Source organism: Mediterraneibacter sp. HA8405 (assembly GCF_056148955.1).
Window position 1 is genome coordinate 74,388 of record NZ_CM148758.1, and the last position, 23,855, is coordinate 98,242.

22 protein-coding genes and 1 other RNA gene are annotated in these 23,855 nt (G+C 49.5%); 2 read left to right on the top strand and 21 right to left on the bottom strand.

The genetic code is table 11. The features are described from left to right. Positions 1 to 136: 136 nt before the first annotated feature. The 15 genes from AC0QUU_RS00325 to AC0QUU_RS00395 form a co-directional block, all read right to left on the bottom strand. Positions 137 to 1,519, bottom strand: coding sequence for a V-type ATP synthase subunit B (locus AC0QUU_RS00325; protein WP_474543815.1), 1,383 nt, complete (start codon positions 1,517 to 1,519; stop codon positions 137 to 139). Next, positions 1,520 to 3,286 (bottom strand): V-type ATP synthase subunit A, encoded by a 1,767-nt coding sequence (locus tag AC0QUU_RS00330; protein ID WP_474543817.1) that lies wholly within the window; start codon positions 3,284 to 3,286, stop codon positions 1,520 to 1,522. It abuts the gene before it with no gap. Continuing rightward, complete coding sequence (locus tag AC0QUU_RS00335; RefSeq protein WP_474543819.1) at positions 3,283 to 3,609, bottom strand: V-type ATP synthase subunit F; 327 nt, start codon at positions 3,607 to 3,609, stop codon at positions 3,283 to 3,285. Before AC0QUU_RS00335 ends, AC0QUU_RS00330 begins: the two co-directional genes overlap by 4 nt. Further along, positions 3,602 to 4,573: a V0D/AC39 family V-type ATPase subunit gene (locus tag AC0QUU_RS00340; RefSeq protein WP_474543821.1), complete on the bottom strand. Its 972-nt coding sequence runs from the start codon at positions 4,571 to 4,573 to the stop codon at positions 3,602 to 3,604. The genes AC0QUU_RS00335 and AC0QUU_RS00340 overlap by 8 nt, the downstream gene beginning before the upstream one ends. A gap of 25 nt (positions 4,574 to 4,598) precedes the next feature. Next, positions 4,599 to 5,192, bottom strand: coding sequence for a V-type ATP synthase subunit E (locus AC0QUU_RS00345; protein WP_474543823.1), 594 nt, complete (start codon positions 5,190 to 5,192; stop codon positions 4,599 to 4,601). A gap of 85 nt (positions 5,193 to 5,277) precedes the next feature. Beyond that, positions 5,278 to 5,763 carry a V-type ATP synthase subunit K gene (locus AC0QUU_RS00350; protein WP_474543825.1) on the bottom strand — a complete coding sequence of 162 codons (486 nt, stop codon included), beginning with the start codon at positions 5,761 to 5,763 and terminating at the stop codon, positions 5,278 to 5,280. Further along, positions 5,760 to 7,781 (bottom strand): V-type ATP synthase subunit I, encoded by a 2,022-nt coding sequence (locus tag AC0QUU_RS00355; protein WP_474543827.1) that lies wholly within the window; start codon positions 7,779 to 7,781, stop codon positions 5,760 to 5,762. Before AC0QUU_RS00355 ends, AC0QUU_RS00350 begins: the two co-directional genes overlap by 4 nt. A gap of 30 nt (positions 7,782 to 7,811) precedes the next feature. Next, positions 7,812 to 8,201: a hypothetical protein gene (locus tag AC0QUU_RS00360; protein ID WP_474543829.1), complete on the bottom strand. Its 390-nt coding sequence runs from the start codon at positions 8,199 to 8,201 to the stop codon at positions 7,812 to 7,814. 134 nt (positions 8,202 to 8,335) lie between these two features. Continuing rightward, positions 8,336 to 8,842: a tRNA (cytidine(34)-2'-O)-methyltransferase gene (locus tag AC0QUU_RS00365; RefSeq protein ID WP_474545490.1), complete on the bottom strand. Its 507-nt coding sequence runs from the start codon at positions 8,840 to 8,842 to the stop codon at positions 8,336 to 8,338. Between the two features lie 88 nt (positions 8,843 to 8,930). Next, positions 8,931 to 10,097, bottom strand: a complete 1,167-nt coding sequence (locus AC0QUU_RS00370; RefSeq protein WP_474543831.1) for an aminotransferase class I/II-fold pyridoxal phosphate-dependent enzyme — start codon at positions 10,095 to 10,097, stop codon at positions 8,931 to 8,933. Continuing rightward, entirely contained in the window at positions 10,097 to 10,600 is a 504-nt protein-coding gene (locus AC0QUU_RS00375) for an Lrp/AsnC family transcriptional regulator (protein ID WP_474543832.1), read from the bottom strand. The genes AC0QUU_RS00370 and AC0QUU_RS00375 overlap by 1 nt, the downstream gene beginning before the upstream one ends. Positions 10,601 to 10,615: 15 nt before the next feature. After that, on the bottom strand, positions 10,616 to 11,656 hold the full coding sequence (locus tag AC0QUU_RS00380; RefSeq protein ID WP_474543834.1) for an AIR synthase-related protein: 1,041 nt from the start codon (positions 11,654 to 11,656) through the stop codon (positions 10,616 to 10,618). Further along, a complete protein-coding gene (locus tag AC0QUU_RS00385) occupies positions 11,643 to 13,235 on the bottom strand; it encodes a VanW family protein (protein ID WP_474543836.1) in 1,593 nt (530 codons plus the stop codon). Before AC0QUU_RS00385 ends, AC0QUU_RS00380 begins: the two co-directional genes overlap by 14 nt. A 98-nt stretch (positions 13,236 to 13,333) precedes the next feature. Beyond that, positions 13,334 to 13,477 carry a hypothetical protein gene (locus AC0QUU_RS00390; protein ID WP_474543838.1) on the bottom strand — a complete coding sequence of 48 codons (144 nt, stop codon included), beginning with the start codon at positions 13,475 to 13,477 and terminating at the stop codon, positions 13,334 to 13,336. A 48-nt stretch (positions 13,478 to 13,525) separates the two neighbouring features. Then, positions 13,526 to 15,301: a B12-binding domain-containing radical SAM protein gene (locus AC0QUU_RS00395; RefSeq protein WP_474545491.1), complete on the bottom strand. Its 1,776-nt coding sequence runs from the start codon at positions 15,299 to 15,301 to the stop codon at positions 13,526 to 13,528. Positions 15,302 to 15,413: 112 nt separating this feature from the next. Between AC0QUU_RS00395 and ffs the strand changes: the two genes are divergently transcribed. After that, positions 15,414 to 15,675, top strand: an RNA gene (gene ffs / locus AC0QUU_RS00400) — signal recognition particle sRNA large type. 119 nt (positions 15,676 to 15,794) lie between these two features. Here the strand turns inward: ffs and tadA are convergent. Continuing rightward, the gene (gene tadA / locus AC0QUU_RS00405) at positions 15,795 to 16,334 is read right to left on the bottom strand and encodes a tRNA adenosine(34) deaminase TadA (protein WP_474543840.1); all 540 of its coding nucleotides are present in this window, start codon (positions 16,332 to 16,334) and stop codon (positions 15,795 to 15,797) included. A gap of 81 nt (positions 16,335 to 16,415) precedes the next feature. Here tadA and AC0QUU_RS00410 point away from each other — a divergent pair, with 81 nt between their 5' ends. Next, a complete protein-coding gene (locus tag AC0QUU_RS00410) occupies positions 16,416 to 17,387 on the top strand; it encodes a DUF6128 domain-containing protein (protein ID WP_474543842.1) in 972 nt (323 codons plus the stop codon). 10 nt (positions 17,388 to 17,397) lie between these two features. Here the strand turns inward: AC0QUU_RS00410 and AC0QUU_RS00415 are convergent, their stop codons facing one another. The 5 genes from AC0QUU_RS00415 to AC0QUU_RS00435 form a co-directional block, all read right to left on the bottom strand. Continuing rightward, positions 17,398 to 18,804 (bottom strand): deoxyguanosinetriphosphate triphosphohydrolase, encoded by a 1,407-nt coding sequence (locus tag AC0QUU_RS00415; protein WP_474543844.1) that lies wholly within the window; start codon positions 18,802 to 18,804, stop codon positions 17,398 to 17,400. A 168-nt stretch (positions 18,805 to 18,972) separates the two neighbouring features. Then, positions 18,973 to 19,962 carry a hypothetical protein gene (locus AC0QUU_RS00420; RefSeq protein WP_474543846.1) on the bottom strand — a complete coding sequence of 330 codons (990 nt, stop codon included), beginning with the start codon at positions 19,960 to 19,962 and terminating at the stop codon, positions 18,973 to 18,975. A gap of 168 nt (positions 19,963 to 20,130) precedes the next feature. Next, the gene (locus AC0QUU_RS00425; RefSeq protein ID WP_474543848.1) at positions 20,131 to 20,754 is read right to left on the bottom strand and encodes a 4'-phosphopantetheinyl transferase family protein; all 624 of its coding nucleotides are present in this window, start codon (positions 20,752 to 20,754) and stop codon (positions 20,131 to 20,133) included. 6 nt (positions 20,755 to 20,760) lie between these two features. Beyond that, positions 20,761 to 22,380: an EAL domain-containing protein gene (locus tag AC0QUU_RS00430; protein ID WP_474543850.1), complete on the bottom strand. Its 1,620-nt coding sequence runs from the start codon at positions 22,378 to 22,380 to the stop codon at positions 20,761 to 20,763. Positions 22,381 to 22,567: 187 nt separating this feature from the next. Then, positions 22,568 to 23,821, bottom strand: a complete 1,254-nt coding sequence (locus AC0QUU_RS00435) for a substrate-binding domain-containing protein (RefSeq protein ID WP_474543851.1) — start codon at positions 23,819 to 23,821, stop codon at positions 22,568 to 22,570. Positions 23,822 to 23,855 lie beyond the last annotated feature (34 nt).

Genomic DNA, 23,855 nt, shown 5'->3' on the forward strand with positions numbered 1-23,855 from the left:
TCTGTGCCCTGCAGGGCCTGCGGGACAGGAGTTCTGCAGTTCCCATAAGTACACCGGCCCCGCCCGGTTTGTCAGAATTTTCAGACTACTCACAGGAAAGGGGTACGTCCCCTTTTCTGTGAGTAGTCTGAATATTTTATTCTTTTGCTGTATTTCCGTAATACTGGTCTAAATATTTGTCGTCGATTCGTTTGAGTTCGGTCCGTGGAAGCATACGGAGAAGTTTCCAGCCGATATCCAGTGTTTCTTCGATGCTCCGGTCTGTATGGTATCCCTGAGATACGTATTCCTGCTCGAATGCGTCAGCGAATTTTGCATACATCAGATCAATTTCTGTCAGTGCCGCCTCTCCGAGGATCACCATCAGTTCTTTTGCGTCTTTTCCGCGGGCATAGGCGGCGAAGAGCTGGTTCATTGTATTGGAGTGATCTGCTCTTGTCTTTCCCTCTCCGATCCCCTTATCTTTCAGACGGGACAGGGAGGGCAGCACATCGATGGGCGGCATGATTCCTCTCCGGTAAAGCTCACGGCTTAAGATAATCTGTCCTTCTGTAATGTATCCTGTCAGGTCGGGAATAGGATGGGTTTTGTCATCCTCCGGCATGGTAAGTATGGGAATCATGGTAATACTTCCTTTTTTCCCGTTCTGTCTGCCGGCTCTCTCATAGATGGAAGCCAGATCCGTGTACATATATCCGGGGTATCCTCTTCTTCCCGGCACTTCTTTGCGGGCCGCGGACACTTCCCGGAGGGCGTCTGCATAGTTTGTAATATCTGTCAGAATAACAAGCACGTGCATCTCTTTTTCAAAAGCCAGATACTCAGCCGCAGTCAGCGCCATTTTCGGTGTGGCGATCCGCTCAATGGCCGGATCGTTGGCCAGATTGATAAAAAGAACTGTTCTGTCCAGGGCGCCGGTTTCCCGGAAACTCTCGATAAAGAAATCGGACTCCTCGAATGTAATACCCATGGCCGCAAATACAACAGCGAAATTCTCATCTGTTCCCAGTACTTTCGCCTGTCTGGCGATCTGAGCCGCCAGCTGCGCATGGGGCAGACCGGAAGCAGAAAAGATAGGCAGTTTCTGCCCCCGGACAAGGGTATTGAGTCCATCGATGGCGGATACGCCTGTCTGGATAAACTCTTCCGGATAGCTTCTGGCCGCCGGATTCATCGGAAGGCCGTTAATATCCATACGGGCTTCCGGAAGAATCTCCGGCCCATCATCAATCGGACGTCCCAGTCCGTCAAAGACCCGGCCCAGCATGTCCTCCGATACGCCCAGCTCCATGCTCCTGCCCAGAAAACGCACCTTGCTGTTGGACAGGTTAATTCCTGCGGAGCTTTCAAAAAGCTGTACCAGCGCATCAGTTCCATTGACCTCAAGCACCTTGCACCGGCGTGTCTCGCCGCCGGCCAGTTCGATCTCTCCCAGTTCGTCGTAAGTCACATGCTCCACGCCGCGCACCAGCATCAGCGGTCCGGCTATTTCCTGTATGGTTCTGTACTCTTTGGGCATTTACCGTTCCTCCTTTACAAATGCATTGGCAATCTGCGCGCTCAGATTTTCGTCTGTCCTGCGGTACTCTTCATCCAGATTTTCCTCCCGCACGTATTTGAAGCGTCCGATCTGTTCCCTCACCGGCATGGAAATCAATTTTCTCAGAGAAGCCCCCTGCGAAAGAGCATCGCCGGCTCTGTCATAAAAAGCATTTACAAGTTTCATCAGCATATATTGTTTCTTCAGTGAAGTATACGTATCTATCTCATGGAAAGAATTCTGATGCAGGAAATCCTCCCGGATAGAACGGGCCGCCTCCATTTTCAGCCGGTCCCCCGGAGAAAGGGCATCCATTCCCACCATCTTTACGATTTCTTCCAACTCAGCCTCTTCCTGAAGAAGAGTCATCATTTTCTGTCTTCCTTCCATCCAGTCCGGCGCCACTTCGGCGTTGAACCATTTTTCCATATCGTCCAGATACAGGGAATAGCTGTTCAGCCAGTTAATCGCCGGGAAATGCCGTTTGTACGCCAGATCTGAATCCAGTCCCCAGAAGACTTTCACGATACGCAGTGTTGCCTGAGATACCGGTTCTGATGTATCGCCTCCCGGAGGTGATACGGCGCCGATTACAGAAAGGGCGCCTTCCCGCCCTTCTTTTCCGAGAGCAATCACGTGCCCCGCCCTCTCATAAAACTGGGCGAGCCTGCTTCCCAGATAAGCCGGATAACCTTCCTCTCCCGGCATTTCTTCCAGACGTCCGGACATCTCCCGGAGCGCCTCGGCCCACCGGGATGTAGAGTCTGCCATCAGTGCCACAGAGTAGCCCATATCCCGGAAATATTCTGCAATGGTAATTCCCGTGTAAATAGACGCCTCCCTGGCAGCCACAGGCATATCAGAAGTATTGGCAATAAGAACCGTCCTCTGCATCAGGGGCTGTCCTGTCTTCGGATCTTTCAGCTCCGGGAATTCATTCAGCACATCTGTCATTTCATTTCCCCGTTCACCACATCCGATATAAACCACAATATCGGCTTCCGCCCATTTCGCAAGCTGGTGCTGGATTACTGTCTTGCCGCTTCCAAAGGGTCCCGGCACCGCGGCCACTCCGCCTTTCGCAAGCGGGAAGAAGGTATCAATCACCCGCTGTCCGGTTACAAGAGGCATTTTAGGCGGCAGCTTTTTCCGATAGGGTCTTCCCTGCCGCACCGGCCATTTCTGCATCATAGTCAATTCCCTGTCGCCCTGCTCCGCAGAAATGACAGCCACAGTCTCCTCCACCGTAAAAGATCCTTCTCTGATTTCTTTTACTGTCCCGCGGACACCGTAAGGAACCATAATTTTCTGCTGTACAAGAACCGTCTCCTGTACCGTTCCGATCACATCTCCGGGTTCCACCTGATCGCCGGTTTTTACGGCAGGAACAAATTCCCACTTCCGGTCTCTTTTCAGAGAAGGGACTTCCACACCTCTTTTCAGGTTATTTCCCGATATCTTCATAATGTCGTCCAGCGGCCTCTGTATGCCGTCGTAGATACTGGCAATCAGCCCCGGCCCCAGTTCCACCGACATGGGTACGCCCATGGACTCCACAGGTTCTCCCGGTCCCAGGCCAGAGGTTTCCTCATAGACCTGAATGGACGCTTCGTCTCCGTGCATTTCAATTATCTCGCCGATCAGACGCCGGCTGCTTACCCGGACAACGTCAAACATATTTGCATCCCGCATCCCGCTGGCAATGACAAGCGGCCCTGCCACCTTTTTAATCACTCCTGTGCTCATTCATTTACTCCTCCAAACAGAATATCTGATCCGACCGCCTGCTCTACGGTCTTCTTTACGCCTTTCACACCGGCGCCTGTATTTCCCGACACACCCGGAATACGGATAATCGCCGGCAGTGTTTTCTCACAATATTCTTCAATTTCGCTTTCCACCTGCGCCGCTGCCGCCTCGGTAATATAGATAATTCCATAATTTCCCCCGGCCAGCCTTCGCAGAATGTCCCGCGTCTCTTCCCGGTTTTTTACAGGGCAGATGCTTAATCCCAGAGCAGCGAACCCGTATATGCTGTCATAATCACCGATCACCGCAATTTTATACATACATCTCCCTTACCCTTTCCCGGATGGCTTCTTCCGGGAAACCGCTCTGTTTCCCGGTAAGAATAATCCGAACTGTTTTTATCTCATTTTCCCTTGCAACCAGATAGGCAAGCAGAGGCCCCACAGAAAAGGTTTCATATTTCTGCGGTTTCAGTGATTCGATCATCCGATTGTCACACCAGCGCTCAAATGCGGACGGCGACTCTCTCAGCGCATCTGCTCCTCCTGCATAAGACGTCCCTTCCAGATACCGGGCAATCTCTTCCTCGCCGGCCAGCGCGGCCCGGATCAGCTGATCCACATTCACACTGCCGCACCCGGCCATGGCGCTGTACATAAAATCTGCGCTTTTCCCTGTTTTCCGAGACCGCACGGCGATCTTGATGTCTGCGATCGCCACAGTCGTATCCGCATAATCTGCAATAATCTTTTCCCCGGACCGTTTTCCGGCCTCATATATTGCTTCCAGAGCCGCCTTGTCAACTATGATGTCACAAAGCTGTCCGTCCCTTGTATGGAGCAGCTGATCCAGCGCCTCCGCAGCTGTCCCGGACATAGTGCCCGGAAGCCGTGAAAACTCTCTGTTTCGGATAATTTCCAGCATTTCCCGTCCCGGTATGGCACAGTCATCATAAAAAATATCAGGATTATCTGCCTCTGTACACACCTCTTTCACAGCGGCCTTCAGATTGTGATACAACTTCGGATAGGACAGCACGTCAAAAACGCTCATATCCGGGGCGACTTCCCGGATCACTTCCCATGTCTTTTCTCCTTCTCTCTTCAATACGGCATCTATATCCATCCCCGAAGAAAGATCTCCCCAGCCTTTATCTGTTACATACTGAAGCGCCTGATCCGCTGTCCCGCAGGAGAGAAGCTGTTCCACATCCCCGTCAGACAGAAGCGAAGTCTCAAGCGCGCGGATGCGCGCAACCGCATACGTATATTTTGTATTGCTCAAGTTACACCCTCCTTACGGCTATACTCTATCCAAACAGCATCCGTTTTACCTGATCTGACAGTTCATCTTTCACAGAATCAAATATTGCCTTTATTCCACAGTTTTCTTCAACTCCTCCATATATGAGAAGGAATCCTCCATCGATCTCTGCCGGTTCAGGAGACAGCATGAGACTTCCGCCCTTGGCCGTCGCTGCGGTTCTCACCTTTCCGGAAAATCCTTCCGGCATCCGGTCAAGATCTCTTTTCGCGAAACAGATAATCCCTTCTCTTGGCAGAACATATTTATCCAGTATTTTTTCCAGCAAAGCGAAATACACTTCCTTGTCCAGATTGAGTATTTTTTCATAAGCCGTCTGTATTACGCTGTAAATTGCCTCCTGCTTTGCTTCAAGATATGCCTGCTTTCTGCGCATATTCATAGAAGCTTCCGCCCGTTTTTCATATTCTGCCGCTTCCCGTTCCGCACGTTTTTCAATCTCTGCCGCTCTGGCATCCGCCGCTTCCCGCGCCGATATCAGAGCAGCTTCAGAATCTTTTTGTGCCTTTTCCAGAATTTCCGCGGCAGACTGCTGTGCTTCTTCCAGAATCCGGGTCTTCATTTTATCCAGTCCACTCATATTTCCCGCTCTCCTTTTATGCGCTCTGCATTTCTTTTTACTTTCTGTCCCTGCGCCTCTTTCCTGTGTTTTTACACCTGGTTTTTTATACCTGTATTCCGTTTACTGCAAGAAATGAGATCAGAAGAGCCAGAATGGCGTAGGTTTCAACCATAGCCGGAAACAGCATGGCTTTTCCGAACTGCTCCGGCTTTTTCGCCACAATTCCGATCGCGGCAGCTGCTGTTTTTCCCTGTGATATGCCGGAAAGCAGACCCACAATTCCCACCGGCAGGCAGGCCGCCAGTATCAGCAGACCGGTTGTTACAGAGAGATCGGCAATTCCTCCGCCCAGAATACCGATTTTGGACAGAGTAATGAAGCCTACCAGAAGTCCGTAAAGTCCCTGTGTACCCGGAAGGAGCTGGATAATCAGCACCTTAGCAAATTTGCTTGGATCTTCCGTCACAACACCGGAGGCCGCCTGACCGGCAATCCCCACACCGATCGCTGATCCGCAGCCTGCGAACAGAACGGCAACAGCCGCGCCAAGCAATGCATACACAATCCCCAATTCACTCAAGATATTCATAATAAAGTTTCCTCCTTTACCTCTGTATATTTTGTATTCTCCCTAAAAGGATTGAAGGGCCTGCCGCCGCCCTCATAAAACTTTCCAAAAAACTCCACGAACTGCAGGCGGTTCGTGTGCACATACGCTCCCAGCAGATTGATGGCCAGGTTCATCGCATGGCCCACCAGGAAGATAAGGATAAAAAACACAACTCCAATCACATTGTCTGGAAGCATGCTTCCCATCTGGTTGATAACAGATGCGATAACGCCTGTGGCCAGACCCAGCGCCAGCAGCCGGGAGTAGGACAGTACATCACTGAGCCATCCGGTTATATTGTAGAGATCATATGCCCCCAGCGCCAGCCTCAGGGCCGGATTTCTGTTGTCTCTGCCTGACATCAGCACAATGCCGACCGCTCCTGCCGCAGCCAGAAGCTGAGCCGCCCGGTTGAGTACATGGGGAAATACAATTTCCGTCTGGGCTATGGACGCGAAAATATCACTTGGGAGAAGCATCAGGATCAGCCCCACAAGCAGCATAAACCATAGCACTACATCGCAGAAGAAATCCATGTACTTTTTATCTTTCAGGCACAAATATCCTTTAATTCCAAGTCCCACAAACAGGTGGATCACTCCGAACAGAAGGGAATATACCAGCAGCTTCATGGGATCATTCAGAGGAACGAACCAGAGCGCCGGCACAGTAACCGTGTGTCCGAAAAACTTCTCCGATACAATATCCACAATATTTCCGAAGTATCCTCCAAACAGAATTCCCCAGACAAGCGTGGACAGCCCGCAGTAGAAAAACAGTTTCAGAGACTTCTTCATTCCCGGTGACATTCCCGGAAACTTCCGCACCAGGATACCGCATACAAGTGCCACAAGAGCGCCGTAAGCAGCATCCGAAAGCATCATGCCGAAAAAGAAAATGTAGAAAAATGACATAACCGTCGTCGGATCAATCTCTCCTTTATGGGGCAGTCCGTAGGATTCCACAATCCCCTCCATATTTGCGGAGAATGGATTGTTCTTCAGAATCACTGGCGCCTCCTCGTCTTCCCGGAGTTCCTCCACATCTACCGCGCAGTCATATCTTTCCAGCAGATAGCCGGCCACATAATCTGATTCACACCGGGGAATATATCCGCTTATGATAAAAGTTCTCCGCGACTGAGGCAGCTCTCCCAGCACTGCATATTTGTCTGCCCGTACCCGGTAATAATCCGCTACAATTTTCAGCTGTTCCCGCTGCTGCGCAAGATCTGCGATCTGTTCTTCCGTCTGCCGGATCTTCTGCCGGCAGTCCCGGATCTGTCCCAGAAGCTCCTGTTTCTCATATGCGGGAACATCATCCCACGTCTGGGAAGGTCTTGCAAAACCCGCGCTTCGAAGAGCATCTTCTACCTGCCTGGCTTCCTCTTTCATACAGAGAACAGTCAGATAAACCATATTCTGCTCTTCCGATATGATATGGATGTCTGTGCCTTCTGCCTGAGGCGCTTTCCCGGCCAGAACCTGATATATCTCTTCTGTCGTCGTGCCTCCCGGCATGGTCCCCGGCATCAGAACCGTCCGTCTGGTGCGCTGGGTCTTCACCGGTACATCCAGATTCATCCATGGTTCAAGACTTTCGATGCTGTTCTCAAGTTTTGTTATCAGTCCCAGCTGTTCTGCTCTGTCCCGGTCCAGATCACAGATCTGTCTGGCCGTTCGGAGCAGCTCTTTTCTCTTTTTTCTGACAGCTGCTTCCATCTCTGTCGTAATTACTTTTCTGCCCTCAAGAGCAGAAAAGACAGATTTCTTTTCCGGTACATATTTATCCAGAATATCCAGCGCCTGATCTGCAGAAGCTGCCGCCTTTTCAAATCCCATCCTCTGCCCGGCTGTATCCATTTTCCTGAAGTCCCTGTCATCGCCAGACACAGGATCCACCTGGAGGACTCCCATGCTCTGAAGCTTTTCCAGGATTGCTTTCCGGTCCTTTTTTAACGCGCAGACCGTGAGTCTCTGCATCTTAAGTACCGCCATTGTATCATCCTCCTTTGCCTGCTTTCTTTTTCAGAACGATACAAGCAGGGAAATTACAAGATCCGACGCCTCTTCTTTTTTCTTCTCCGAAGAAGCTTTCAGTTCCCGGATCTCCTTTGCCAGGACAGCGCCGGCCTCTTCCTCTTTCTGCCGGACCCTTTCTTCTGCCTGAAGGGCCAGAGCCTTCGCCGTCTGCCCGGCCTTTTCTGTGATCTCCTTCTCAATCCGCCGCGCTTCCTCTTCTGTCTGCTGTGCTATTTCCGCACTCTTCTCACGTGCTTCTTTCACAATCTCATCCGCCTGTTTCTCGGCTGTACGGATCTCCCGGATCATCTCTTCCACCATATTCCATACACCACCTTCCATGCTGTCCTGCAAAATATGTCTTTTTTTATCATTTCCGTTTCTATCCACATTCATACGGACAATCTTTTTACCAGATTTTAACACATCAATTTATGAATATTATATACTGAACCAGCAGAATATTCAAAACCTTTATAAAAAAACGGGCATCTGTCATTCATTTTGCCAGTACCCGTAAATAAATAATCTTATTTTTCTGTATCCGCCCATTTCAGACGATGCAGGCTGCCCGCTTCCTGCAGTCCCGGAAATTCATTCTGCCGCAGCGCTTCGTACAGGATTATAGCAGCGGAATTACCCAGATTCAGGGAGCGTATCCCATTTCCCATAGGGATTCTCACACAGCGCTCTTCGTTTTCTACAAGTATCTCTTCCGGAATACCCGCGCTTTCTTTTCCGAACATAATATAGCAGTCCGGTTCATAGGACACCTCCGTGTACATCTTCCTGGCTTTCGTTGTAGCCATATAAATTCTGGCTCCGGGATTTCTGTCAAGAAAATCCTGATAGTCAATATACGTAGTTACATCCAGCTCCTTCCAGTAATCCATTCCCGCCCGCTTCAGCGCCTTCTCGGACAGATGGAAACCCAGCGGCTCTATCAGATGAAGCCGCACGCCGGCAGCCACACATGTCCTTCCTATATTTCCCGTATTGGCCGGAATCTCCGGCTCCAGAAGTACAATATTCATTATATTCTGACTCCTTATCCCAAAGGGGACGGACCCTTTTGGAAAGGGGTCCGTCCCCTTTTTCTCAAGTTATCTCTGTTGTGTATACATTTTACTCAGCTCTCAGACGCTGGATAAAATGTTCTACGCGGCCCAGGGCTTCTTTCAGATCTTCTATAGAATACGCATAGGATATTCTCAGAAATCCCTCGCCGCATTCACCGAATGCGGTTCCCGGAACAACCGCTACTTTTTCCTCCATCAGCAGTCTCTCGGCAAATTCTTCAGAACTCATACCAAATTCCTTGATGCTGGGGAATACATAAAAAGCGCCGAAAGGCTCAAAGCACTCCAGCCCCATCCGTTTAAATTCGTGCATCAGGAAACGTCTTCTCTGATTGTAGGATCTGCGCATTTCCTGTACTTCATCCTCGCAGTTGCGCAGTCCTTCCACCGCCGCGTACTGACTGTTTGTCGGCGCGCACATTATGGCGAACTGATGCAGCTTTGTCATTTGCTCGATAATCTGCGCAGGACCGCAGCAGTATCCCAGTCTCCATCCGGTCATGGCGAACCCTTTGGAAAAACCATTAATCACGATGGTCCGCTCCCGCATTCCCGGGAGACTTGCAATCGAAACATGTTCCGTACCGTATGTAAGCTCTGAATATATTTCATCAGACATTACATACAGATCGTGCTCTCTCACAAACTCTGCAACCGGTTCCAGATCCTCTCTGGTCATTATTGAACCGGTAGGATTGTTCGGGAAAGGCATAACAAGAACTTTCGTCTTCGGGGTTGTATACTTCTCCAGATCTTTTACTGTCAGTTTAAATTCATTTTCATACTGAAGGGGCACAACAACAGGCACACCATCAGCCATAACCGTACAGGGCAGATAGGATACATAACTGGGCTGGGGAATCAGAACCTCATCCCCCGGATCCAGCATACAGCGCAGGCCAATGTCTATAGCCTCGCTTCCTCCCACCGTAACCAGCGTCTCATGTTTCGGATCGTAGGACACATGGATCTTCCGCTCCAGATAGAGGCAGATCTCATTTCTCAGCTCCTGCAGTCCTGCGTTGGATGTATAAAATGTTTTCCCTTTTTCCAGTGTAAATATACCTTCCTCGCGGATTCTCCACGGAGTATCAAAATCCGGTTCTCCCACGCCCAGAGAAATTGCGTCCTCCATCTCGTTTGCCACATCAAAAAACTTACGGATCCCGGAAGGCTGAATATCTATGATCTTTTTTGATAACGGACTTCTCATTACGGTGTCACCAGCATCCTTTCCGACTCCTTGCGGGGAACCATAATTGTCCCGTGGTCTTTGTATTTTTTCAGGATAAAGTGCGTTGCCGTGCTCAGCACCTCATCGATGGGAGAAAGTTTTTCGGACACAAACCGGGAAACTTCTTTCAGCGTCTTGCCTTCAATTGTCACAAGCAGATCGTAGCTTCCGGAAATCAGGTATACCGAGTACACCTCCGGATAGTTGTAGATCCGCTCCGCGATCCGGTCAAATCCCCGGTCTCTCTGCGGCGTTACGCGAACCTCGATCAGCGCGGTTACCATCTCCACGCCGGCCTTATCCCAGTCGATCAGTGTATGATAGCCGCAGATGATTTTCTCTTTCTCCATCTCAGCCATCTCATTTGCCACATCCGTCTCGTTTACTCCCAGCATAACCGCAAGCTCGCCCAGATCCACCCGGCTGTTTTTTTCAATATCTTTCAATATTTCCAGTCTCAGCGCTTCTTTTCTGTCACTCATAATATTCCCTCCTGTTTATGAAATATATTCTCTTGCTCTATTTCCAAAAAGCCGTTCCCGCTGCCAGCACATCAGACTGTCCGGAGCGGGCCGGTCCAGATATCTTGTCTCGTCTCCGCTTGTGATCACCCGCGCATTCTGCGCTTTGGCAATCCCAAGCCTGCCGGCTCGCGCGCCCGCCTTTTCCAGAACTCCCATCAGTTCTTCCGCATGCTCCGTAGCGATCAGATAACTCCCCGCCGAAGTCATCTGGTAGGGATTGATCTGAAAATGCTCACAGATCTCCACTGTCTCCTGCTTCAGCGCCATCGCCTCCATGCTTACTTCCAGGCCCGTTCCCGATATCTCTGCCATCTCCCACAGCGCCGCCAGTATGCCGCCGCTGCCGATCTGGCGGGCAGCGGAAATCAGCCTTCCGCCGCCGGATGCTTCCGTCCGGCATCCGGCAAGTATCTGCTCCGGCATCACCAGATCACTCTGAAGTGCTCCGGCCTGTCCGAGAAACGAAGGGACAAATCTTTCCGCCAGCTCCTCCTCTGCTTCGTCCAGAATATGCAGCATTCCTTCCAGACCTGTATAGCCGCAGAGCAGGATCTCCTGCCCCGGGCTCATAATTCCCGTAAATCCCCGGCTGTCAGCTGCCCCGGCAGCATCTGCCACAACTATCATCTGCCGGACTGCCGGATTCACCTCTCCCTGCAGACAGGTAAGTTCTGTTCCCATCCGACTGCAGACTTCCTGCGCCTCACCTGCTGCCGCCGCAAGCATCTCTTCTTCCGTTTCCTCCGGAAACAGAATCCGTAGTGACACCCCCTGAGGCATCACACCCCGGGCCGCGAGATTTCCCGCCGCCTGAAGAGCCGCGTACCAGACTGTCCGGGGAGAATCCCCTGTAACGGAAGCGCTGCTCCAGACAACGGCTTCTTCCGAAGCCACGCGCAGGCCGGAACAGTTTTCTTCCGGAGACGGACGAAAAACCGAATACCGCATTTCTGTATGAAGTTGTTTCTTCACAGACCGGTTCCAGGCCGTCTGTGTAATATTACCCGGTTTCATCTGTCTCCTCCTCTGTTTCTCCGCTGCCGTCTGCATCTTCTCCATCCTGTATTCCACCGCTTTCCTTCTGGCTGCGTTTCTCTGTAATCCGGTTTATCGCCGCTGTTATCGTTTCCTCATCCTGCGTATTCACTGCCTCTTCCATCTGCGCAGTCTCCTCCGCGTCATCTGACACTGTTCCCACTGCCACGACTCTGTCCGTGGCCAGATAATAACTGTAATTGACCGCCTCCCGGCTGATCTCCTCGCCGTTTTCTGTTACGATCTTCCACAGCTGGGCAGTGTGTCCGGCCGTACCCTCGCTCTCTGTGTACATGGTTCCTATCTTTTCTGCCACTGCCACATAGGTGGTATGCTCCGGCTCTATGGTTTCCAGAGTCTCACTTTCATATTCCACTGTCCGTCCGGAAGGGCGGTATTCTTTTCCGTAAATGTAAAACGTAATTGTCCCGTTTCCGGCTTCCGCCCCGATATAAACCGGATTTTCCAGATTATTCTTAAATTTCAGATCTTTTACGCCTTCCGCTACAGCGGCATCCCGGGACGGATCCACGTAAGCCACCATCATAGAGTGCTCACACCGCTCCGTAATCTCAAGCTCGGCGTAGAGAAGCGCATTATACAGTGTAGTTGTCACCTGGCAGATACCTCCGCCCATGGACTCCACCACTTCATTGCCTGCATAAGAAGGCGCAGGCGCATATCCGTTTTCTTCTGTATAGGGAGCTGTCAGTCCGCCGGCTGATATTTCCTCCCCGGGCTGAAGCAGTATACCGTTCATATGAGCGGCTCCGGATTCTATATTCTTGCTTCGTCCCTCTGAGCTTCCGATATAACTGGTGCTGTATGTACCCAGTACATCTGTAATATCTTCCAGATCTTCCGCCGCAATGTCCGCCTGCGCTTCCTCCAGCACGGCCTGCACCTGCCCGCCTTTTTTGTCCCATCCGCTGTCAAGCAGATCGTTCACGGCCGCCACTGTCTTTTCCAGATTCAGCGCTTCGCCGGGTACATCTTCCTGTATAACCGCAGTACCGTCCTTCTGAATAATCGCCGCATTTTCCGGTTCTTCCAGAATACTGTTCATACGGGCTGCAAGAACCTCTCCGGCAGACTCTTCTGTGATCTGGTACTGTACAGGATAATTTTTCTGCCCGCCCTTTTCCGAAGCTTTCAGAATTTTATAACATTCCACAAGGCTTCCCTTTTTCCCGTAGTCTGCCGCCTGCTCTGTAAGTTCTTCCAGGTCTTTCACAGTCATTCCCAGTTCTTTAAGCGTCGCCCTTGCTTCCCTCCCATCTTCCAGGGTAAAAACAATCAGTCCACCGGATATCTGCCCGGCGTCCTCCGTAACTGCGGTTTTCGCCTCCTCCGCCGTCATACCGGATACATCAGTATCTCCAATGGAAACCCCGTCAATAATAATATCCGGATCATATTTCTCAACCGTGCGCCGAAGCATACTGTTTATAACAATAATAACCAGGAGAGCCGCCGCTGCCACAAAAATTCCCAGAATCACAGTCCTTCTGCGCACTGCTGCGGCGCGTCTCTTTGTTTTCTGTCTCTTCTTTCCCATTCCTGTCAGCTCCGCCCTGTTTCTGATTCCTGCACCCGGCCGGACTCCCGGTCCGCGCCTTGCGTTCCTGTATAAAATATATCGTTTTCCTGTGCACTTTATACTATATACGGCACCACCATCGTAATAATCATTGCCGCTACAATTCCTATAATGATAATAGATATGATACGTCTGATTTTTTTATCATAAAAATTCATTTTTCTTCCTTCCCACTTCCTGTCTGAAAGTTTCTGAAACATGATTCCCCCATTCTGCCGCCCCGTCCGGAATAATTTATACGCCTCCTGTCAACTTCCGGCACCGCCTGAATCATCAACACAGTAAACTGCCGCGTCATTTGTCAGCCTGTCTCTGTTCCGATAATCAAAAAGCAGCAGCCGTCCTTTTATTCTCTCCAGATGGGTCATCTTGCGGATCTGATTCCGGTCAAAGCTCTCATATCCTTTCAGATAACGGAATTCCTCCGCTTCTTTTTTATAAAAAGCAGCGGCTTCCTCCCTGGATACCCGGCTCTCCCCCAGAAAATCCGGGCGGTTTTTCACATTATCCCTCAAATACAGGTCCAATGTCAACCATTCCCGGTATTCTTCTGTGTTTTTGACCTGCCGTTCCCGGATAAACCGATATATGATTTCATATCTGGCCAGCCTGGAATGACTGATCTTTGAAAGCCCTTCTGCTTCATAGTACAGGGCAAAGGCCTCATACATGGCAAAAGGTGACGGAAACTCCTGCTCCAGATGAGCCAGTGTATGTTTAAACTGAGCGCTGTTATAATAAACTTCCACCATTTCCTCTACCTTCTTGAGGCAGACAATATCTCCATAAGAAAGCCATTTTGTGGAGAGAACTTCATATGGCGGACGCTCCTGGTAAATCAGACTGTATTCCCGGGCTTTCTCATGCATGAGAGATCCTTTGAGTACTTTAAGGAATCCCAGCTGAAGCTGATCCGGCTTCATGGCATATACACGGTTAAATGACCGGACAAAACTCTCATAATTCTCATACGGAAGTCCTGCAATCAGATCAAGATGCTGATGTACATTTCCGGTCTCCCGGATCCGGGCAGTAACCTGCCCCACTCTGTCCAGATCCATCTTTCTTCTGATCTCCCGGATGGTCTCCTCATTGGCCGACTGAACGCCGATTTCAAGCTGTATAAGCCCCGGACGCATCTCCCGGATCAGATGAATTTCCTCCTCATTTAAAAGATCCGCCGCCACCTCGAAATGAAAATTTGTAATGCCTCTGTCGTGTTCTTTAATATAACTCCATACCGCCATCGCATGATCATGCCTGCAGTTAAAAGTCCGGTCTACAAACTTCACCTGAGGCACTTCATGATCAATAAAAAACTGCAGTTCCTTTTTTACCAGCTCAATGTCGCGGAAACGGAGGCATTTATCTATGGAAGACAGACAGTAACTGCAGGAAAACGGACACCCCCGGCTGGACTCATAGTAGATAATCCGGTTTCTGAAATCTTCAATGTGGCCGTACACAAAAGGCACGCTGCTCAGATCCATGACCGGCCGGAGCGGATTGACCTGAATATTTCCCGATTCGTCCCGATACACAATTCCTCTGACCTGCTCCAGAGTCAGACTTTCCCCGGGGCAGACTCCTCCGGCACCTTGCTCTGCCATTCTCTGATCAACGCCCTTCTCCGGCTGTCTGTGGTAATATTCCATCAATTCAAGAAAGGTCTCTTCCCCCTCCCCGCACATAACACCTGTCAGACAGGGATGCGCTTCCAGTATTTCACTTCCGTTAAAAGAGACTTCCGGACCGCCCAGCCAGATCCTGACATCCGGCAGGATCTTCGAGATCTCCGCAACCACCTGCCGGACATAAATGATATTCCACAGATAGCAGGAAATACAGAGGATATCCGGCTGACGCCCGTAAATGTCCATCAGAATCTCATCGATCGTCTGATTTATCGTATATTCCGCAATACCGATCTCATCTTTGTATTTGCACGCATATGCCCGCAGGCTGTATACGGCGGGATTGGAATGGATATATTTTGCATTAATGGCTGCCAGTAAAATCTTCATCTGATACTCCATTTCACGATTTTTCATTTATTCTAGCACCAAATATGTATTTCAGCAATTTCTTTTCTCTGCACACATTGACATTTCCCACAAAACCATGTAAAATTAAGACTCGTGCAGCCGGGGTGTTAGCGGTACCTTGTACCTGCAATCCGCTATAGCAGGGGTGATATTGCGCGGAGGGCGACAGTCTGCAGGGCTGCCCCCGGTAAGTGACGTTGATGTCCGGGTCTCACGCGACGGGAACCTGTGAACCGTGTCAGGCCGGGAACGGAGCAGCACTAAGCAGGACCTCTCGGGTGCCGTGAGGGTGCCTGGGCTGAGTTAACTGCCGGGGTAACGCCTGTGGGCCAAGTTCGAAGCGCAATGCACGTAAAAAGAAAAATTCCATTTATTTGAATGTCAACAGAGATGCAGGCAGCGGCTTTATGCCGGGTGCCTCTTTTTTTCTGCTTTTTTAAAGGGACATGCCGTGCAGCATGTCCCTTTAGTCTCAATCACCTGTGTTCGGCTGTTCTGCGGCGGATTTCTTCTGCATCTTCTTTCTCTCCCGCAGCTCCCGGAAAAATCCTGTCATCATTGCGCTGCACTCCTCGCCCAGCACTCCGGTCTCAATCTCTGCCCGGTGATTAAATTCCTGCATATCCAGCAGATTCAGAATAGAACCTGCGCAGCCCGCCTTCGGATTCATGCAGCCTACAACCACTCTGGTCACCCGGGACTGCACGATCGCCCCGGCGCACATCTGACAGGGTTCCAGTGTTACATAAAGCGTACAGTCCTCCAGTCTCCAGTCTCCCAGTTTTTTGCTTGCCTTTCTGATCGCCGTGATCTCCGCGTGGGCAAGGGGGCTTTTATCCGTATTTCTCCGGTTATATCCCCGGCCAATGATTTTTCCGTCATGGACAATTACACATCCGATAGGCGTCTCATCCAGTTTATAGGCTTTTTTCGCCTGCCGGATGGCCTCTTTCATATATTTTTCATCTGTCTTTTTCTGTTCCGTAATAATGTCCGTCTTCTTTTCTGACATGCTTTTCCTTTCCGTCTCTGTTCTTTTTTCCCACTTCTCTGAATAGACTGGAATGAAAAGAGACAAGACCAGAGGTATTATATGAATCCCGGTATCTTTTATTTATATGAATATGAAAATAATAAGCGCAAAAGAAACGTCGGCTTTATCAAAATAGCCCGCCGCTATCAAACCTGTATCCTTCAGATCCATATCCGCGGCATCTCCACCGGCAACGGAGCATCCCTTGAGCTGTACGCATTTTACAGAGACGGAAATGCCATGACCGGAACGCAGATCGCCACGCTGACCTGCTTCGGTAAAACTGTATCTGAACGCCTTCCCGTATCTGAACGGTCTTTTCCCGAAGGACGGCCGCTCTCTGAAATGGACGGTTTTCTCATAAAACTGCCTGGAGATAAACCGGCTGTTTTCTGGATGGCCTCCGCATTTTTCTTTCCTGTGGATATCAGCCAGCTCCGGCCCCCTGCCGCTCCGGAAGAAGAGCCGGAAACGATCCCCGCTCCCGCCCCGGAAGAAGAGCCGGAAACGATCCCCGCTCCCGCTCCGGAAGAAGAGCCGGAAACGGTCTCCGCTCCCGCTCCGGACAATGTGGAGGCGGAAGACCCCGGCAACACCGAAGCTCCGGTGCCGGAATCCAACCGGGAAAGCAGTGAATCTCCTTCCGTTTTTTCTGATGGCCTTTCCGGTCAGGAAAGAGAATCTGCTGCAGAGACCAAAGAATACAGAGAGGAAAAGAAAAAAGCCAGGAAGATCCAGCGCTCGGACATTTCGGTTCTTCCACGGCGTTTCTGGTTCCTGGCCAACAACAGTTTCCTGCTTCACGGTTACCACAACTACAACCATCTTCTTCTGGCAGAGGAAGATGGCCGTCTGTGGCTGGGCGTCCCCGGAATCTATGATCCCCGGGAGGCCAAAGTTGCGGATCTGTTTGGTTTCCCGCAGTTTACGCGGGAGTATGCTGATTGTCTGGAACTGGAACCGGAAGAATGCAGTGACAATGCAGATTTCGGCTACTGGTGCCGCTGCGTAGGAGCCGGCCGAATCGGATAAAGGCCGATGTTTACAAAATACCGTTCATCTCCTGATACAGACGTTTCGCGTAGCTGTCCGTCATACCGCACACATAATCCGTTACAAGGAGCAGGCGGAGATAGATTTTTTCCGCCTCGCTCTTTCCGCTTGAATGCAGCCGATAAGCATTTTTATAATTATCTGATATAAAAGAAACAATTCTCCTGTCAATTGTTTCCGTCCGTCCCTCCTCATCATAATGCAGAACCGCATAAATGAGCCGATCCATCAGATAGTTCAGAATCGTTGATTCATGAACTTCCATTCTGTAAATTGCCCTGGAAGTAAAAACTCTGCGGTATGCCATATCGCCCAGCAGATCCATCAGTCTTTCTCCGAATGTCCCGTAAAACAGATCTTTTTCGAAACTGCCGTCCATAATGCTGTCATAATTCGATGTAAAACCGAATGTGGCACAGCTGATCAGAAAACCCTGAGCGCTTATAATCCAGTTTTTCACCGCATAGTCTTCCGGATTGCTTACCTCTTTCTGCACGCCTCTTTCGTAAAGCTGACGCAGCTTGTCCGCCGCCCGGAAAGACGACTGTGGTTCTCCTCTCTCCAGTACGGCAAGTTCCCTCTCCAGAGCAGGGTATGTAATAAAGCCTTTTACAAAAGCATCTTCTATATCCGCCGTTTTATAGGCCAGATCATCTGCCGCCTCCAGAATATAAGTCAGCGGATGCCTGCAATTTCCCGCGCCGGTAGCGGATGTAATTCTGCGGAACACATCTTCATCCGCATAATAATACCCCATTTTTTTCTCCCGGATATTTCCGCTGTTTTCCCTAATTCCTACAGAGGATACCGGATATTTGATAATCGTATTCAAAAGGGCATAGGTCAGATTCATGCCATGTTCATCCACCAGGTAATGAAGCTTTGTTACCAGGCGAAGCGCCTGGGCATTTCCCTCAAAATGATAGAAGTCCTGCTTCATCTGTTCAGTAAACATATCCTCCAGTTTTCTGCCGCGGAAAGACAGCTCGGGAAGATTTCTTACAAACCAGTCCCGGATTGCCTCCTCGCCGAAGTGTCCGAACGGCGGATTTCCAATATCGTGTATCAGCCCCGCACATTCCAGTATATGTGAAATATCTTCTTTCATATGGGGCGTAAAACCGGAATTTTTCTTGTATTTAAGTATATTTTCACCAATGTTCTGAGCAAGGGATTTTCCCAGAGACGAGACTTCCAGAGAATGAGTCAGTCTGGTACGGATAAAATCACTTTTATCCAGGGGAAATACCTGGGTTTTATCCTGAAGCCTGCGAAATGAGGCGCTTCCGATAATCCGATGATAATCCTTCTCAAATTCGCTTCTCAGATCCGCAGTTTTTGTACGTCCCGAGTTCTCTCTTTCCCTCCTGTCGGACAATAATGTCTGCCATTCCACGGAATTTTCCCCTTTCTTCTGACATTTGCCCCGCAGCCCGGCTGCGGGGCATTCACACTGCTATTTATAACTATTTACAATCAGAAACACGCGGCAGTTTTCTGCCGTCCTCTGTTCTGCGTCAGACCGCGCCGGGCAAATGTCCGCCGCGCATCAGATCCGTCCGGATCAGTCCAGGTAAATCGGAGGTTCATAAGCCTTTCCCAGCAGCGTTTTTTTTCGTTCCTGATACCCTAGGAAGGCCCACTCTGTCATATCTGTCCATTTATGAATTGTCCGGTCATATACCTGAACATAACCGATTCTTGTAGGATGCATCCGCACGCTGTTCGACTGATATTCTCTTCCTGTATATGGATTAACCTCTCCTAAAACCGTATCTTCATCTGAATCATCTCTTGAAATAACCGGCTCAAAATCATCTGCCTCTTCTTTTGCGGCAGCTTCCGCATTCTCTTCTTCGGATATCATCTCCGGTGTTTCCGTCTCATTTACTTCTTTCGCAGGCTCTTCTTTGCCAGGTTCTTCATTTCCCGCCGGGCTCTGCCCTGCGCCCCGTACTGAATCCTGCTCCTCAGACGCAGTCTCCGCAGGCTCTTCTATGTGTTTTCTTCGCTGGAAAATACTTACCGGGCTAAAACGGCTCTTCTTTTTCCTGGACAGCTCTTCTTTCGCCTTTTCCACAGATTCTCCTGCTTTTATGCTCTCTTCCATCTCACTTAATTCTTCGTGGATATCATAAAGCTCTCCAATAGTCATATCCCGCTCGTCTGCCGCAAGAACTTCTTCAGTACCGCCGTGCCGCTCCGGCTCCGTACTCTGCCGCGCACCGGATTGCGCTACAAATTCAGTCTGTTTTTCAACAGTCTCTGTGCTTTCCTGCTGCGCTTCCCGCGCTCTTACATCCGACGGCTTATTCCTGGGCAGAGGCTGTATATCGCCTCCCAGAATACTCAGGCGGAACGGACACTCCAGAATTTCCGCGATCATCCGCATATCCTGTTCCTGAAAATTGTCTCTCCCAAGCCTCTGGGTAAGATTCTGCCTTGACATCTTTTTACCTGTTTTTACTTCAATCATCTCAGCAAGCTGCTTAATAGTCATTCCTTTTCTTCCAAGAATGATTTTCACCTGTTCACCGAATGTTAATTCTTCCATTCTTCTCCTCCTTATGTATTATTTATACCCCTTTGTCATCTGCACACGAAAAAGGCTTTACACTCACAGAATGTATCTGCCTTTTCTGATAAATTTATTTGTTTCTTTACTCATTCTATCCTATCAAACAAGAATCAACGCGTCAACACTGAAACACATTATCCTTCCTTACAGCCGGCAGACAGTAAGCATGCTGTCAATCTCCCTGTCAGTCGAGCATACAGCCATCCTGAAGGGAATATTTTCCAGAACATATTCCATATAATAGAACGGCTGCGGATACTCTTCCGGCTGACTCACAAGTTCCGGAGGATCTCCCAGCCGGATACGGAAAGAATCCATAGGGAGCGCCATTCCTCTGCGGGTAGCCTTCATAAAACTCTCCTTGAGGACCCAGAACCGGAAGAATCTTTCTGTCTGCTCTTCTTCTGTCTTTCCACCGACAATCTCCTCATATTCCTCTCTGCAGAAACGCCGTTCCGCCACATTAATCCGTAATTGTCCTATTTTCTCTATGTCACAGCCTACCCGGGCCCCCTCCCCCTCAGTCTGAGCCGCGCACATTACCCAGGAACCGGAGTGGGAAAGATTAAAGGATACATTTTCTTCAAGGTCATATGTGTGACGCATCTTCTCCCAGAGAGCCCATACCCCCACACTTTGTACTCTTCTGGATAAATATTTCAGGGCGTCCGCCTTCTCCTTTCGAAAAGACGGAAGCCCCTCATAATATCTGCTATAACATTTCTTTTCATAAAGCGGTGTCACATCCGCAATCCATACTCTGATCATTATTTATTATTCCCTCAGATAACGGACTTCAAATGTCTCTATTGTAATAGGCTTATTAAAGAAAGTGCCCTGTGCATAATCACAGCCCAGCTCTTCCAGCACATTCAGCTGATCCTGCGTCTCTACGCCTGCCGCCTGCACATAAGCGCCCAGCTGCCTGCATATATCAATTACTGCCTGTGCAACAATCTGGCTTCTTCGGTTTGCCACAATATTTGTGATCAGACTCTTATCCAGTTTCAGACCGTCAAACTCCATAAGCGACAGAATAGAAAAACTGGAATCTTTTGCTCCGAAATGATCCAGAATTACACGAACATTTGCCTTTCTGATCTTGCTGCTGGTTTCCGCAAGCATCTCCTGATTCATATCGCTGCTTGACTCGGAAACCTCAACCTCAAGATACTCACAGCGCACATGATACTTTTCAACCAGAAGCAGCATCCTTTCGGCAATGCTCTCCTGCTTGAGTGTCGCCCCGGCAAAATTCACAGACACAGAAATCATAGGCACGCCTTCTATATCCCAGCGGTGCAGTGTTTTGCACACTTCCTCAAACACATACAAATCCAGATAATGGGAAAGCTTCGTTTCTTCCAGAAGATTAATATATCTTCCTGGATCCACAATACCAAGATCTTTATGATGATAGCGGACCACCGCCTCGGCTCCCGCCACCTTGCCTGTATTAACATCAATCTTCGGCACCAGGCAGACGATGAAATTGCCCTGTCTGATATCTTCCAGAAGGTCCTGTTTGATAATTGGCTCATGGTGCCCTTTTTTGAGGTTTTTGTAATACTTCTTCTTCTCCTCACGCATCATGACCTCGGCGTTGGTGACAAGTTTCTCAACCTCTATCCCCACCTTTTCCCATGCATATCCCATGGAAGTCAGCCCCAGGCTGATATTATCCAGTCTGCTGTGAACGGCATAAATCTGCTTTGTAAAATCTTCATAAGAAGTATTCTCCATCAGCACCAGATATTCATCTCCGGTCAGTCGATATACATATCCACTGTGGAAATACTCTTCCAGTATCTCCCCCACGCGGATCACAACTTCATCCCCATAGTCGCGGCCGAATTCTTTATTGAAATTTTTAAGTCCGTTGATGTCAATTGACAGAGCGCCCAGAGATTTCAGTTCTTTTTCCTTCACATGATCCAGATAATCAACAAAGCTGTTCCGGTTAAGCAGTCCGGTAAGGTCGTCATGGTAGCTCAGATACTCCTGCTGTTTCTGCATCTTCTGAAGCGCAATGGCCTGAGGGATATATGGGAGAACAGCCCGCATAAGCGCAATCTCACATCCTCCTCTGTGCACCCCTACCGCAGCCAGAACTGCCGTTGTATCTTCATCCAGCTGCTGAAATACACTATAACTGTCTGAAGTTGTATCCGTGATCTCCTGCTTCATCCATTTCGGCTGATTTTCTGACGGAAGCATCTTCAGGCGGTCTCTCTGCCATGGCACATTTTCCGCGCACCACTCATAAATGGTCTCAATATCATCCTGTTCTTTTTCAATATAATAAACGTACTCTGAATCGTAGTAATCTCGTACTGTACTCAAAACATCATTCACAATTTCTATCAGCGAACGAGGTTTATAATTATCACTCATAAAATCTCTCCCCGGTATTTTATTGCCTGCATGCCCTGTCCCCTGCTGACAGACTCCGGTCTTTATCACGCAGGCCGATACAGCAGCCGCTTCGTATGGGCACTATAATTATTGTAGTATACCTGAAGTTGAAATGCAAGTTAATTCAGAAGCGGCCCCGGGCTACTCATTCAGAAGCGGCCCCGGGCTACTCATAAAGCATCGCCTGGATATTTTCATCCTCCAGATTTTCCTGGTCAACCCATATAAATCCCGTATCTACCTGTGCTTCATTTCCGCTCTGAAGAACCGTACGCGCTGCCGCGACAACCGCCGCATATCCCATTCCAAACGGGTTCTGTACAATCAGGCCGTCAATCTCTTCATTCTCAAGGGCATCCACCTGATCTTTGCCCGCGTCAAATCCGATCACGACCATATCATCCAGGCCCTCTGTCCTGTCCGCAGCGCCAAGAATCAGCTGCGTCGCTTCGGCGCTGGTTCCCAGGCATCCTTTCAGATCCGGATTCTGTTCAAAATACCATGCGACTACATCTTCATTTTCCATTTCACCGGCAATTGCGTCCACTTCCTCCAGAAGCTCTGAAGCCTGCTGAACACCTTCATCACCACTGCCAGCCGTAGTTTCAACGCCTGAGGCGATATCTGACGCTTTCACCACATCATCATAGGCAATATTCAGCTGTTCCGCCGCTGCCTGTCGTTTCATGGTATCAAGCTGGTCCATATATATAACCCCCGCAAGATTAACATCCAGATGATTTGACAGAAGCTCTTCTCTAAAAGCACTGACCTGATCTTTTGAACTTTTGGAGACCGAATCCGGGACAACCAGGATTACTTTACCTTCCTCATTGATAGAGCTGCACAGCTTCTGCGCAGCAGTCTGCGCAGCACGTGTATTATTTGTGGAACAGGTGCACTGTATCCCCTGATACGTATTGCCGGACTCAAATGCCACAATCGGAATTCCGTTCATTGTCGCAAGATCAAACTGAACTGACGAAGCCTCCGCATCAATGCTTGAAATTGCAATCACATCAGGATATCTGGCCAGCTCTTCATCCAGAATATTCACCTGTTCGTCAATATCTTCCGGTTCACCCGGCGCGTTAAAAATCACCTTAATCTCATCATCGCCGCTATATCCCAGCTCTTCATTCAGATCTACGGCCGCCTGCTCCACACCTGCTTTTATCTGCTTCCAGTACGCAGACTCATCTTCTTTTCCAATAACGGAAATATATGTGCCCGGCTCAAGGTCGAGCCCTTCTATACCGCTGTATGCCTCCGGCGAAATCGCGTTGAGTTTTGCCTGATAACTGGGTTCTTCTGTCGCATCTCCGGTAAAGGAGCTGCTCTCCCTGCCCGAACTGCATGCGCATATGCCAAGAGCCGCGCATACGGCTATAGAAACTGCCGCTGTCACTTTCTTTTTCATCTTCTGCCTCCATAATAAACATCAAATTGTACAA